At 64.7% G+C, this 13391-nt stretch carries 12 protein-coding genes; 8 read left to right on the top strand and 4 right to left on the bottom strand.

The genetic code is table 11. The annotated features are described in order from the left end of the window. Nucleotides 1-2: 2 nt before the first annotated feature. From GJV26_RS08710 to GJV26_RS08690, 5 genes are all read left to right on the top strand, one after another. Nucleotides 3-986, top strand: a complete 984-nt coding sequence (locus GJV26_RS08710; RefSeq protein WP_229419569.1) for a D-alanine--D-alanine ligase — start codon at nucleotides 3-5, stop codon at nucleotides 984-986. A 6-nt stretch (nucleotides 987-992) separates the two neighbouring features. After that, complete coding sequence (locus GJV26_RS08705; protein ID WP_155708478.1) at nucleotides 993-1757, top strand: cell division protein FtsQ/DivIB; 765 nt, start codon at nucleotides 993-995, stop codon at nucleotides 1755-1757. 47 nt (nucleotides 1758-1804) lie between these two features. Further along, complete coding sequence (gene ftsA, locus GJV26_RS08700) at nucleotides 1805-3037, top strand: cell division protein FtsA (RefSeq protein ID WP_155708477.1); 1233 nt, start codon at nucleotides 1805-1807, stop codon at nucleotides 3035-3037. A 234-nt stretch (nucleotides 3038-3271) separates the two neighbouring features. Next, nucleotides 3272-4480 (top strand): cell division protein FtsZ, encoded by a 1209-nt coding sequence (ftsZ, locus tag GJV26_RS08695; protein ID WP_155708476.1) that lies wholly within the window; start codon nucleotides 3272-3274, stop codon nucleotides 4478-4480. A 174-nt stretch (nucleotides 4481-4654) separates the two neighbouring features. Then, a complete protein-coding gene (locus GJV26_RS08690) occupies nucleotides 4655-5158 on the top strand; it encodes a peroxiredoxin (RefSeq protein WP_155708475.1) in 504 nt (167 codons plus the stop codon). An 85-nt stretch (nucleotides 5159-5243) separates the two neighbouring features. Here GJV26_RS08690 and GJV26_RS30155 read toward each other — a convergent pair whose 3' ends face one another. The 3 genes from GJV26_RS30155 to GJV26_RS08675 form a co-directional block, all read right to left on the bottom strand. Continuing rightward, a complete protein-coding gene (locus GJV26_RS30155; RefSeq protein WP_229419226.1) occupies nucleotides 5244-6086 on the bottom strand; it encodes a PEP-CTERM sorting domain-containing protein in 843 nt (280 codons plus the stop codon). Then, nucleotides 6083-6979 (bottom strand): PEP-CTERM sorting domain-containing protein, encoded by an 897-nt coding sequence (locus tag GJV26_RS29910; RefSeq protein ID WP_155708474.1) that lies wholly within the window; start codon nucleotides 6977-6979, stop codon nucleotides 6083-6085. The genes GJV26_RS30155 and GJV26_RS29910 overlap by 4 nt, the downstream gene beginning before the upstream one ends. A gap of 279 nt (nucleotides 6980-7258) precedes the next feature. After that, nucleotides 7259-7759: an SET domain-containing protein gene (locus GJV26_RS08675; protein WP_155708473.1), complete on the bottom strand. Its 501-nt coding sequence runs from the start codon at nucleotides 7757-7759 to the stop codon at nucleotides 7259-7261. A 252-nt stretch (nucleotides 7760-8011) separates the two neighbouring features. Between GJV26_RS08675 and GJV26_RS08670 the strand changes: the two genes are divergently transcribed. Both GJV26_RS08670 and lpxC read left to right on the top strand, forming a co-directional pair. Continuing rightward, on the top strand, nucleotides 8012-8854 hold the full coding sequence (locus tag GJV26_RS08670; RefSeq protein ID WP_155712341.1) for a DMT family transporter: 843 nt from the start codon (nucleotides 8012-8014) through the stop codon (nucleotides 8852-8854). Between the two features lie 75 nt (nucleotides 8855-8929). Continuing rightward, on the top strand, nucleotides 8930-9862 hold the full coding sequence (gene lpxC / locus GJV26_RS08665; protein WP_155708472.1) for a UDP-3-O-acyl-N-acetylglucosamine deacetylase: 933 nt from the start codon (nucleotides 8930-8932) through the stop codon (nucleotides 9860-9862). Between the two features lie 11 nt (nucleotides 9863-9873). Here lpxC and GJV26_RS08660 read toward each other — a convergent pair whose 3' ends face one another. Next, on the bottom strand, nucleotides 9874-10476 hold the full coding sequence (locus GJV26_RS08660; RefSeq protein WP_308807623.1) for a DciA family protein: 603 nt from the start codon (nucleotides 10474-10476) through the stop codon (nucleotides 9874-9876). Nucleotides 10477-10578: 102 nt separating this feature from the next. On the opposite strand from GJV26_RS08660, the gene secA reads away from it, so the two are divergent. Next, nucleotides 10579-13335, top strand: coding sequence for a preprotein translocase subunit SecA (secA, locus tag GJV26_RS08655; RefSeq protein ID WP_155708471.1), 2757 nt, complete (start codon nucleotides 10579-10581; stop codon nucleotides 13333-13335). Nucleotides 13336-13391: the final 56 nt, after the last annotated feature.

Here is a 13391-nt window from a genome sequence, read left to right as displayed (position 1 = left end):
ACATGAGCACGAACATCGGCACGAGCGCGGCCATCACGAAGGAAGAAGCGCAATCGTTCGGCAAGGTCGGCGTGCTGTTCGGCGGCAGTTCCGCCGAGCGCGAGGTTTCCATCATGTCCGGCACAGGCGTGCTGGAAGCGCTGCGCGGGCAGGGCATCGATGCGCACCCGTTCGATCCGGGCCAGCGCTCGCTGGGCGAACTGGAAGCGGAAAAATTCGACCGCGTGTTCATCGCGCTGCATGGCCGCCTGGGCGAGGACGGCACGCTGCAGGGCGCGCTGGAACTGCTGGGCATACCCTACACGGGCAGCGGCGTGATGGCCAGCTCGGTGGGCATGGACAAGATCGCCACCAAGATCCTGTGGCTCGAAGCCGGGCTGCCGACACCGGAGTACGCGTTGCTCGATGCGCAGTCCGACCTGCCGGCCGTGGCGGAAAAGCTGGGCCTGCCGCTGATTGTCAAGCCGCCGCACGAGGGGTCCTCGATCGGCATCACCAAGGTCGGCGCGGTGGAGGCGTTCCAGGCGGCGTACGACGTGGCGGCGAAGCTGGACGACGACGTGCTGGCTGAGAGCTTCATCACCGGCCGCGAATTCACGGTTGCCGTGCTGGGCACCGGCGCCGCTGTGCGCGCGCTGCCGGTCGTGGAAATCGCCGCGCCGGAAGGCAACTACGATTACCAGAACAAGTATTTCACCGACAGCGTGCAGTATTTTTGCCCGCCTCAGCTCGATGAAGCGGTGCAGGCGGAAATGCGCCGCATCGCCGTGGCGGCCTATCGCACGCTGGGCTGCGAGGGCTGGGCGCGCGTGGACGTGCTGCTGCGCGACAGCGACAGCCGGCCGTTCCTGCTGGAAGTGAACACGTCGCCCGGCATGACGAGCCACTCGCTGGTGCCGATGGCGGCGCGCGCGGTAGGCCTGTCCTACGAAGCGCTGTGCGTGGAAATCCTGCGCACGGCGCGGTTGAAGAACAAGAGGGCATAAGCACCGATGTGGCACGACGCGAAAGCCTTGAACGCAACCGCCAGCGGCATTGTCGCGCTGGTGTTCGCCGTTTGCGTCGCCGCCGGCATCTGGTGGATCGCGCACCGGCCGGTGTTCGACCTGCGCATGATCCGCGTCGAGGCCATGCGGCAGGCCGAGCTGCGCCACGTCAACCTGCTGACGCTGACGAACGGCACGCAGGGCCGCATCCGCGGCAACTTCTTCACGGCGAACCTGGAGCAGGTGCGCCAGGTGTTCGAGGCGGTGCCGTGGGTGCGGCGCGCCACCGTGCGGCGCGAATGGCCCGACCGCCTGATCGTCGAAGTGGAAGAGCACGAAGCGCTGGGCACGTGGGGTGAAGACGGCCGGCTGCTGTCGGTGAAGGGCGATGTATTTACCGCCAACCTGGCCGAGGCGGAAGAAGATCACGAGCTGCCGCAGTTTTCCGGACCGGACGGCAGCGAGAAGGAAGTGCTGTCCCGCTACGCCGAGCTGCGCAAGTGGTTCGCGCCGGCGAAGCTGGTGCCGGAAGGCCTGGCCCTGTCGAGCCGCTACGCGTGGACGGTGATACTGAACAACGGCACCAGCGTGGCGCTGGGCCGCGAGCAGACGCCGACGATGCTGCGCGACCGCGTGGCGCGGCTGGTGTCGGTCTGGCCGCAGCTGGCCACGCGCGTGCAGGACATTGAAACGATCGACATGCGGTACCAGAACGGGCTGGCGCTGTCGGCGACGAACTTGAAGATACCGGCCGAAAAGACCAAGAAATAAGCTGCAGCAAGCCAGGGCAGAGCGAAACGAATTTAACGAGCAAAACAATGACAAAAGACGCGAAAAACCTGATCGTCGGCCTCGACATCGGCACCTCGAAGGTGGTGGCCGTGGTGGCCGAGGTGATGGGCGATGGCCGCCACGAAGTGATCGGGCTGGGACAGCACGAATCGAAGGGCCTGAAAAAGGGCGTGGTGGTCAACATCGAAGCGACCGTGGAGTCCATCCAGCGCGCCCTCGAGGAGGCCGAGCTGATGGCCGACTGCAAGATCCGCAATGTGTACGCGGGCATCGCGGGCAGCCATATCCGCAGCTTCAATTCGAGCGGCATGGTGGCGATCAAGGAAAAGGAAGTCACGTCCACCGACGTGGCGCGCGTCATTGAAACGGCAAAGGCCGTTAACATTCCTACTGATCAGCAGCTGCTGCACACGGTGCCGCAGGAATTCATCGTCGACAGCCAGGAAGACGTGCGCGAGCCCATCGGCATGAGCGGCATCCGGCTGGAAGTGAAGGTCCATATCGTTACCGGCGCGGTGAGCGCGGTGCAGAACATCGTCAAGTGCGTGCGGCGCTGTGGGCTCGAGGTCTCCGACCTGATCCTGCAACCGATGGCATCGGCCGATGCCGTGCTGACGCCGGACGAAAAGGAACTGGGCGTCGTGCTGATCGATATCGGCGGCGGCACCACCGACGTCGCGGTGTTCTCGGACGGCGCGATCCGCCATACGGCGGTGATTCCGATCGCCGGCGACCAGATCACCAACGATATCGCGATGGCGTTGCGCACGCCCACCTCCGAAGCGGAAGAGATCAAGATCCGCTACGGCGTGGCCAAGCAGGTGCTGGCCGATCCGGGCGAGCACCTGGAAGTGCCGGGCCTGGGCGACCGGGGCACCCGCAACCTGTCGCGCCAGGCGCTGGCCGCGGTCATCGAGCCGCGCGTGGAGGAATTGTTCGCCATGGTGCACCAGGTCGTGCGCGAATCCGGCTACGAGGGCGTGCTCTCCTCCGGCATCGTGCTGACCGGCGGCTCGTCGATCATGCCCGGCATGGTCGAAATGGCGGAAGACATTTTCCTGAAACCGGCGCGCCTCGGCACGCCGGACTATCGCGGCCAGCTGGCCGACGTGGTGCGCAGCCCCCGCTACGCCACCGTGCTCGGTCTTTTGCTGGAGGCGAAAAAGCAGTATTTGCGCGGGCATATCGTGACGCGCCAGGATGGGTCCGTGAAGGCGGTCTGGCAACGCATGAAGGAATGGTTTCTCGGTAATTTCTGACGGGGAGCCCGCCAACCCGCTGCGCGTGGCGGTTCAAGTTATCGGATGCTGGCTGTGCATTGGCAAAGTCCAGGCGTCTTAATTTGAACTACTGCAGCTTTAGCGGCCTGCGGGGCACCCGGGACGGTAACAAAGAGCGTATTATTTTCAAGGTACAACGTGATCTTCAACCTGCTGGCCTTCTACCGATATGAAGGACGGCGTTCAAGAGCGCATTCAAACTAGGAGCACATCATGGAGTTCGATATGGTCGATAACGCGTCACTGGGAACGGTGATCAAAGTGGTCGGTGTTGGCGGCGCGGGCGGTAACGCGGTGCAGCACATGATCAACAAGGGCATGAGCGGGGTGGAATTCATCGCCGCCAATACCGATGCCCAGGCGTTGTCGGCTTCCAAGGCCGACAACATCATCCAGATCGGCGAGACCGGCCTGGGGGCGGGCATGAAGCCCGATGTCGGCCGCAAGCTGGCCGAGGAATCGCGCGCCCGCATCGAGGATGCGCTGCGCGGTGCGCACATGGTGTTCATCGCCGCGGGCATGGGCGGCGGCACCGGCACCGGCGCCGCGCCGATCGTGGCGGAAGTGGCGAAATCGCTGGGCGCCCTGACGGTGGCGGTGGTGTCGAAGCCGTTCTCGCACGAAGGCCAGAAGTGCATGGAGATCGCCGATGAGGGCCTGGAGCAGCTGTCGCAGAATGTCGACTCGCTGATCGTGATCCTGAACGAGAAGCTCGAAGAGATCTACGAGGACGAATCGCTGATCGAGTGGCTGCAGCATGCCGACGACGTGCTGAACAACGCGGTGGCGGGTATCGCCGAGATCATCAACGTGCCGGGCCACATCAATGTCGACTTCAACGACGTGAAGACGATCATGGGCGAGCAGGGCAAGGCGATGATGGGCACCGCCACCGCCGCCGGCGTGGACCGGGCGCGCATCGCCGCCGAACAGGCCGTGGCGTCGCCGCTGCTCGACGGCATCGACCTGTCCGGCGCGCGCGGCGTGCTGGTCAACGTGACCGCCAGCCGCGGCCTGAAGGGCAAGGAGATCAAGGAAGTGATGGCCGCCGTGCGCGCCTTCGCCGCGCCCGATGCCTCGATCGCGCAGGGTATCGCCTACGACGATTCGATGGGCGATTCGATCCGCGTCACCGTCGTGGCCACCGGCCTGGGCAAGAACAAGAAGCACGTGCAGCTGGTACCGCAGCAGATGCTGCGCACGGGCACGCACAACAACCCGTTGAACCCGCAGGCCGGCCTGGGCGGCGCTGCCGCATCGGTCGCGGCGGGCATGGGCGCCGCCGGCGGCCATTCGTTCGAAGGCATGAAGGCGCCGGCCGTATGGCGCCGCGAATCGGCTTCCGAGCAGGTGCGCGCGATGGAAAAGAACGGCATGGAAACGTACGACATTCCGGCGTTCCTGCGCAAGCAGGCGGACTGAAGCAGTATTTGCGGGGTTCCTTCGGGAGCCCGCGCCGCGCCGGCCTACGTGAGAGGGGACGGCGCCTTCGAGCGGATTCGCTCGCGCTCTGGCATACTTGCCGGAGCTGCCGCCAGGGTGCAGCCACCCTGGTCGGCTTTTTTTTTGTCTGCACGAGATCAGAGGAGAACCACCATGACCATCAAGATCGGCGACAAGCTGCCGGAAGGCACGCTGTCCGAATTCGTCGAAGTCGAAACCGAAGGCTGTTCGCTGGGCCCGAATACCTTCAACGTGCAGGACCTCGTCAAGGGCAAGAAGATCGCGATCTTCGGCCTGCCGGGCGCCTACACGCCAACCTGCTCGGCCAAGCATGTGCCGGGCTTCGTGCAGCATGCCGAGGAATTCAAGGCCAAGGGCGTGGACGAGATCTGGTGCGTCTCGGTCAACGACGCCTTCGTGATGGGCGCCTGGGGCCGCGAGCAGAAGGCCACCAACATCGTGCGCATGATGGCCGATGGTAATGCCGCGTTCGCCAAGGCGCTGGGCCTGGATGCCGACTTCTCCAAGTTCGGCATGGGCACCCGCTCGCAGCGCTACTCGATGCTGGTCGAAGACGGCGTCGTCACGCAGCTGAACATCGAACAGGGCGGCAAGTTCGAGGTGTCGAACGCGGAGACGCTGCTGGGCCAGCTGTAAGCGTCCACGAATGAACCGGCGTGGCGCTGACTTCGGCGCCATGCCCCACGATGGCGCCTCCGGGCGCCATCGCCGTTTCAGCCGGTCAGACTGCGGCCTGCCGGCGCCGTGCCGCGGCGCCCAGCAGCGCCAGGCCGCCGAGGAGCATGCCGTACGTGGCCGGCTCGGGCACCGCACTGACGACCGAATTTCCACCGATGACGCCTTCGCTGTACAGCGACGCCACCGTGCCGCTCGCACTCCGGTTCGAGAAGCTCACGGACAGCTGGCCGGCCCAGTGGTAACTGTCGCCCAGCACATTGCCGGCGTCATCCAGCCGGTATCCTGCCAGCAGTTCCTGCCATTGCTCGTCGACGACATTGGCGCCATCGGCGTCCAGGCCGTCGAACGCCATCAGGATCCGCCCCATCGCGCGCTCGGCATTGCCGGCCGTATCCAGGCCCACCGTCGTCGCCACGTCGATGCTCGCGTCGAACGTGACCGTGACCCGGGTATTGGCCGCCACCTGCACGTTCATCGATGTGTACGGCGCGGCCGTCGCACCGTACTCGCCATACCCGGCGGCGGTGCTCAGCGCGCCGCCATCGAGCGCGATGCCGGAAAAGCCGACGATCGACGACTGTCCGGCGATCGTGGCGGACGAGTGCGCGAATGTGGTGCCGACCGAACCGGCGAGCCCGCTGCCGCCGTGCGTGCCCACCGCCGCGTAGGCGTCGTTGCTGTAGGCGGGGTCGAAACTGGCCGCGCCGATGTTCAGGTATGGCTGGCTGCCGTGCATCATCGTGGCCGATGCGGCGATGCCGTCGTTCGGGTCGAGGTCGGTCAGCGTGATCGTCACACCGTTGATGTGCACGCTGCTGCTGGCGGCGGCCATGGCGCCGGAGGCGGCCGCCATCAGGCACGCGGCGGCAAGGAGACGGCGTGTCATGCGCTCTCCTTCCCGGTGCGGCACATGGCTGGCCGGCACGTGCGTTGCCGGCGCACGCCGGCGCCGACCAGGCCCAGGCCGGCAAGCAGCATCACGCCCGTTGCCGGTTCGGGCACGGCGGAAACGGCGGAGTGGCCGAACGCGCGGACTTCGGCGGTGAAGATGCCGTCCGCGCTGGCGCCCGTCGCGTTGCTGAACGAGACCCCCAGCAGGCCGCTCCACGACTGCGCGTCGCCGTGCACGTTGCCGGCGCCGTCGAGCGTGTAGCTGGCGGTGGCGATCCGCTCGTCGTCGTCCCACACGATGCTGCCGCCGCCATCGGGGCCGCCCGCGCTGAGCGCCACCAGCGCGCCGCCGGCCTCGTCCCAGCCGGTGGCCGGGTCGCCGCCCGTCGATGTCGATCCCTGCGCCCAGCCGCTGGCCGAGAATTGCACCGCCGTGTTGGCGGACAGCGTGAAGCCCACCCATGCCGACTGCGCGCTCACGTCATACGAGCCGCGCGCCGTGGCGCCGCTGCCGGCCTGGCCCTGTGCGGCAAGCGCTGAAAAGCCGGCGCCCGCCAGGCCCGTGACGCTGCCGCCGGCCGAGGCCATCGCGGTATCGCGCCCGGCGGCGACGAGCGACGCGGGGCCCGTTCCCTGGCTGCGGAATTCGCGGAAGCTTTCGCCATCGGCCGTCCACGAACGCAGTTCCCCGCTGACCGTGCCGCCGTCGATCCCGTCGGCGTCGGTCGCGAAACGGATCGAAGGGGTGATGCCGTCGTTGGGATCGAGGTCGACCAGCGTGATCGTGACCGCCCCGAGCCCGCCCGCGCTTGTGGCGCTGGCCACGGCGCCTTGCGCCATCCCTGCCAGCGCGGATGCGGCCAGCAGGTGTAATGCCAAGCTTTTCATTGTGAATCCTTGTTGTTTGCAGGGATTTCATTATGCGGAGCGGCGGCGTGGCTTGCGGTAGCGCTATCTCGACCGTTACAAAGTTATTGACGGCAATGATTTACATGAGAAATATGATTTTTCTGCATGGAATTTTCACGACATACGTGTAATGTGCAGGAAGACGGCAACGAGGGGTCCGGCAAAAAAACCATGCCCCTTCCGGGGGAATGCCGGTGCGTCGCCGAATTCACAATCGTGCGATATGGCAACGTTGTAGATTGGCTACGATTGTAACAATCAGCCGGCCGCCTTCTTGCCGCGGCTGCGTTTTTTCGGCGCCAGCATCAGGCCTGTGCAGTTGGGGGCGCCGCAACGGCAGGCAAACGCCTTCTTGACGGCCGGCGTGTGGCGTTCGTCATAGATCAGGCCGTAGTTGTAGCGCAGTTCCTCGCCTTTTTCGATATCGCGCAGCGTGTGGATGAACACCCGATCGTCTTCTTCCATCGCTTCGCAGTTCGGGTCGCACGAATGGTTGATGAAGCGCGAATCGTTGCCGCCGGCGCCGCCGTCGATCAGCAGGCCGCTGGCCAGCGTGAAGAAAAACGTATGGTTGATCGGTCCGCCTTTTTCGGCTGTGCGGCGGCAGGTTTCATCCCAGTCGACGATCTCGCCGGTATATTCGATGATCCGGGTACCCGCCGGGATCTTGCGGCGGGCAAATACGCCCTTGCCGTGGATCGGCGAATCGTGCACGTCGAACAGGGCAGGGGTCTTTGGCTGGGAGGTGGGCTTGGTCATCCGAATATCATACCGTCCCCGTGCCGCGCACGTTCGGCCCTTCCAATAGTAAATATCCTGAAGACGGAGTCCGGAAGAGCTGGCCTGCATGCCATCTCCGCTGCGCAGGCGGAGAACAATGCTCCCGAATCACTGCGATGCTCCCGGATTCCGGAAATATTTCCATCGCGACGGCTACAATGTCCAGCCCGCCACGACATGGAACAACCCTTGAAACCGCACGCCAAGGAAAACCTGCACAGTATTTACGCGATGATCGCCGCCGTCGCGATGTTCTCGATCATGGACACTGCGATGAAGCTGCTCGCTGCCCGCTATCCCGCGATGCAGGTGACGGTGCTGCGGGCGTTTTCATCGATGCCGCTGGTATGCTCGTACATCGCCTGGCGTGGCGGGTTCCGCGGCATGCTGGACGTGAACTGGCCGCTGCAGTTGCTGCGCGGCGCGCTGGGCATCGCCATGCTGACCATGTTCGCCTACGGCCTGAAGTCGCTGCCGCTGTCGGAAGCCTATGCCGTGTTCTTCATCGCGCCGGCACTGATCGCGGCGCTGTCGGTGTTCATCCTGAAGGAGCGGGTCGACGGCATGCAGTGGCTTGCCATCGGCGTTGCGCTTGCCGGCGTGCTGGTGGTGCTGCGGCCGGAAGGCACCAGTTTCATTTCCCTGGCCGGGCTGGCGGTGCTCGGCGCGGCCACATGCTATGCGGTGTCCGCCATCGCCAGCCGCATCCTTTCCCGCACCGATTCGAACCAGCAGATCATGTTCTGGCTGCTGGTAATGATCGGCGGCGGCGCGCTGCCGCTGGCCTGGCCGGGGTGGGTGGCGCTGCGGTGGGACGACTGGCCGGTGATCGCCACGCTGGCACTGTCCGGGTTTTTCGGCCAGCTTGCCATTACCAAGGCGTTCAGCATCGGCAAGGCTTCCATCGTGGCGCCGTTCGAGTACACGGCGCTGGCCTGGAGCGTGGCGATCGACTGGGCGCTGTGGAACACGCTGCCCGACCGGTGGACCCTGAGCGGGGCGGCGATCATCATCGGCAGCGGCATTTACCTGGTACGGCGCGAGGCGGTGCACAAGGAGGCGGAACACCCGTGAAACCCGCATATTGTCTTGCCTTTATGCCTTTTTGCAGAGGGAACGCGGGTGGGGGAAACTCGATATAATCGTGAAATGAAACAACGTACGATCAAAGAACAAGTCCGCACCACCGGTGTCGGCGTGCACTCCGGCACCAAGGTCGAACTGACCTTGCGCCCGGCTCCGCCCGACACGGGCATCATCTTCGCACGCGTGGATCTCGATCCGCCGGTGGTATTCCCTGTGGGGCCCCTGGAAATCGGCGATACCCGCATGGCCACCGTGATGATCAAGGACGGCGCACGCGTGTCGACGATCGAACACCTGATGTCCGCCTGCGCGGGCCTTGGCATCGACAACCTGTACATCGACGTGACCGCCGAAGAGATCCCCATCATGGATGGCTCGGCATCGTCGTTCGTCTACCTGCTGCAGCAGGCCGGCCTCGCCGAGCAGGGCGCGCCGAAGAAATTCATCCGCATCACGAAGCCGGTCGAAGTGCGCGAAGGGCAGGGCGCCGGCGAGAAATGGGCGCGCCTGGTGCCGCACAACGGTTTCAAGCTGGACTTCTTCATCGAATTCAACCACCCGGCCGTCGACGGCACCGCGCAGCGCGCGCAGATCGATTTCGGCAGCCAGTCGTATATCCAGGCGGTGGCGCGCGCGCGCACGTTCGGCTTCATGCAGGACGTGGAAATGCTGCGCGGGATCGGCCTGGCGCGCGGCGGCTCGCTGGAAAACGCGATCGTGATGGACGAGTACCGGATCCTCAATCCCGACGGCCTGCGCTACGACGACGAATTCGTGCGCCACAAGATCCTCGATGCGATCGGCGACCTGTACGTGATCGGCCACCCGCTGGTCTGCGCCTACGAGGCGCACAAGTCCGGCCACGCGCTGAACAACAAGCTGCTGCGCGAACTGCTGGCCAATCCGGATGCGTACGAGATCGTCACCTACGATTCCGCCGAGCAGGCGCCGCCGTCGTATGCCAGGCAGATGGACCAGGAATGGTCTTATAACTGAGAAGAGAAGGGTTAGCGGCGGTGCGCCACCAGGGCGCGCAGCGCCGCGATCAGCGTCGCATTCTGCTTGCTCGGTTCGAGCGCCTCGGACAGCTGCGCGAACGATTCCACCCCCACCTCGGGAATGACGAGCTGGCGCCGCTCCACGGGCGGCGTGGTCATGACCCGCATCATTTGCACCTTCAGGCGAATGTTGTCGATCTGCCACCCTTTTTTAGCGAGCGCGTCTTGCAGCTTTGGCAATTGCTGTTTAAGCTTGGCGGCAAGCGACGCATTCGGCGTCGACAGCACCAGTTGCCCGGCCTCGAACGACAGGATTTCGCAAAAGCTGAAGGCGGTCGGCAAGACCTTCGCGCAATCCTGCTGCAGCTTGGCCATGCGCTGCACGGCCGGCAGCAGCGGGGCCAGGCGGTCGTGACGGCGCAGGAAGTCCGTGGCTTCGACCGCATTCCGGTTCTGGTTGGGGGAGTTGAATCGCATGCGCGAAACATAGCATAGCCGCGCCGTGCGTGCAGCATCGGCGGTGCGGGCCGCTGCCGGTGCCGGACGATAATGGCCAGGGCCGCGGTGCAGGCGGCGATTTGCATTTAGGCTATTGTCTTTCCGGCGGGCCATCCCCAAGTACCCCCGTGCTAAAATCATGGTCTTTTGCCACAGGCTTTGGGCGAGGTCGCGAAGCGAGCTTCTTTTAAACGGCATTTACTCAAGAATTCAAGCATGTCCTTACTGACCGCGATTTTCGGCAGCCGTAACCAACGGCTGCTCAAGCAATACCAAAAAACCGTCAAGGCAATCAACGCCCTCGAACCCGAGTACGAAAAGCTGTCGGACGCCGAACTGCAGGCGAAAACGCCTGCCTTCAAGGCACGCGTCGCAGCCGGCGAAGCGCTGGACGATTTGCTGCCCGAGGCCTTCGCGGTATGCCGCGAAGCGTCGAAGCGCGTATACAAGATGCGCCACTTCGACGTGCAGCTGCTCGGCGGCATGGTGCTGCATTACGGGAAAATCGCCGAGATGCGCACGGGTGAAGGCAAGACGCTGACGGCAACCCTGCCGGCCTACCTGAACGCGCTGTCCGGCAAGGGCGTGCACATCGTGACCGTCAACGATTACCTGGCACAGCGCGACGCCGAAACCATGGGCAAGCTGTACCGCTGGCTGGGCCTGACCACGGGCGTCAACCTGGGGCAGATGGAGCATTCGGTCAAGCAGCAGGCGTATGCCGCCGACATCACGTACGGCACCAACAACGAGTTCGGCTTCGACTACCTGCGCGACAACATGGTGTTCGACCTCAACGACCGCGTGCAGCGCGGCCTGAACTACGCGATCGTCGATGAAGTCGACTCGATCCTGATCGACGAGGCGCGCACCCCCCTGATCATTTCCGGCCAGGCCGAGAACCACACCGACCTGTACCACAAGATCAACGAAGTGCCGAAGATGCTGACCCTGCAGATCGGCGAGGAAAAGCCGGACGGCAAGGGCAGCATCGAAGTGCCCGGCGATTACACGAAGGACGAGAAGGCGCACCAGGTGCTGCTGACCGAAGCCGGCCACGAGAAGGCCGAATCGATCCTGACGGGCATGGGCCTGCTGCCGGAAGGCGCCTCGCTGTACGACTCCGCCAACATCACGCTGGTGCACCACCTGTATGCGGCGCTGCGTGCGCACGCGCTGTACCACAAGGACCAGCACTACGTGGTGCAGAACGGCGAAGTGGTGATCGTCGACGAATTCACGGGCCGGATGATGACGGGCCGCCGCTGGTCCGACGGCCTGCACCAGGCCGTGGAAGCGAAGGAAGGCGTCAAGATCCAGAACGAGAACCAGACGCTGGCCTCGATCACGTTCCAGAACTACTTCCGCATGTACGGCAAGCTGTCCGGCATGACCGGTACCGCCGACACGGAAGCCTTCGAATTCCAGGACATCTACGGCCTCGAGACCGTGGTGATCCCGCCGAACCGCCCGTCCGCCCGCAAGGACAAGCAGGACCAGGTGTACAAGTCGGCGCAGGAGAAATACCAGGCGATGGTCACCGACATCCGCGACTGCTACGAGCGCGGCCAGCCGGTACTGGTCGGCACCACGTCGATCGAGAACTCCGAACTGCTGGCGTCGATCCTCGACAAGGCCAAGCTGCCGCACAACGTGCTGAACGCGAAACAGCACGCCCGCGAAGCGGAAATCATCGCCCAGGCGGGCTCGCCGAAGGCCATCACGATCGCCACCAACATGGCCGGTCGTGGTACCGATATCGTGCTGGGCGGCAGCCTGGAGAACCAGATCAAGCTCCTCGAGGCGGATGCGAACCTGTCCGACGCCGACAAGGAAGCCCGCGCGCAAAAGCTGCGCGACGGCTGGCAGGCGCTGCACGAGCAGGTGGTGGCGGCCGGCGGCCTGCACATCATCGGCACCGAGCGCCATGAATCGCGCCGGGTCGACAATCAGCTGCGCGGCCGTTCCGGCCGCCAGGGCGATCCGGGTTCGTCGCGCTTCTACCTGTCGCTGGACGATCCGCTGCTGCGCATCTTCGCCGGCGACCGCGTGCGCGCGATCATGGAACGCCTGAAGATGCCGGAAGGCGAACCGATCGAGGCCGGCATCGTCACGCGGTCGATCGAATCGGCGCAGCGCAAGGTCGAAGCGCGCAACTTCGACATCCGCAAGCAGCTGCTCGAATACGACGACGTGGCCAACGACCAGCGCAAGGTGATCTACCAGCAGCGTAACGAGCTGCTGGAAGCCACCGAGATCTCGGAGATGATCCAGAACCTGCGCCACGGCGTGTTCACCGACCTGGTGCGCCAGTACGTGCCGGAAGAATCGGTCGAGGAACAGTGGAACGTGCCGGCGCTGCAGGCCGTGCTGGCTTCGGAGTGGCAGATCGACGTGCCGCTGGCCGGGATGCTGGAAAAGGAAGGCAACCTGACCGACGAGGACCTGGTCGAGCGCGTGACCGCGGCTGCGGACGAGCAGTACAACACCAAGATCGCGATCGTCGGCAAGGAAGCGTTCGGCGGCTTCGAGCGCAGCGTGATGCTGCAGGCGGTGGACAGCCACTGGCGCGAACACCTGGCCGCGCTCGATCACCTGCGCCAGGGCATCCACCTGCGTGGCTATGCGCAGAAGAACCCGAAGCAGGAATACAAGCGCGAAGCGTTCGAACTGTTCGCCCAGATGCTGGACATGATCAAGAACGAAGTGGTGCGCCTGGTGATGACGGTGCGCATCCAGTCGCGCGAGGAAGTCGAAGCGGCCGAAGCGGCATTGTCCTCGTCGCATGTGGAAAACATCCACTTCCAGCACGCCGACTTCGATCCGAACGCGGCGCCGGAAGAACTGCTGGCCCCCACGTCCGCCGGCATGCCGGATGCGCAGGTGCAGATCGGGCCGAAGGTCGGCCGCAACGATCCGTGCCCGTGCGGCAGCGGCAAGAAGTTCAAGGCTTGCCACGGCAGGCTGGCTTGATGTCGAGTTGAAAAAAGCCGGGGCGCGCCCCGGCTTTTTTTTCGCCTGCAGTCTTT

The organism is Pseudoduganella dura, from assembly GCF_009727155.1.
Lineage (GTDB): Bacteria > Pseudomonadota > Gammaproteobacteria > Burkholderiales > Burkholderiaceae_D > Rugamonas > Rugamonas dura.
Note: the sequence above shows the minus strand (reverse complement) of the source record. Positions and strands in the feature narration are given on the sequence as shown.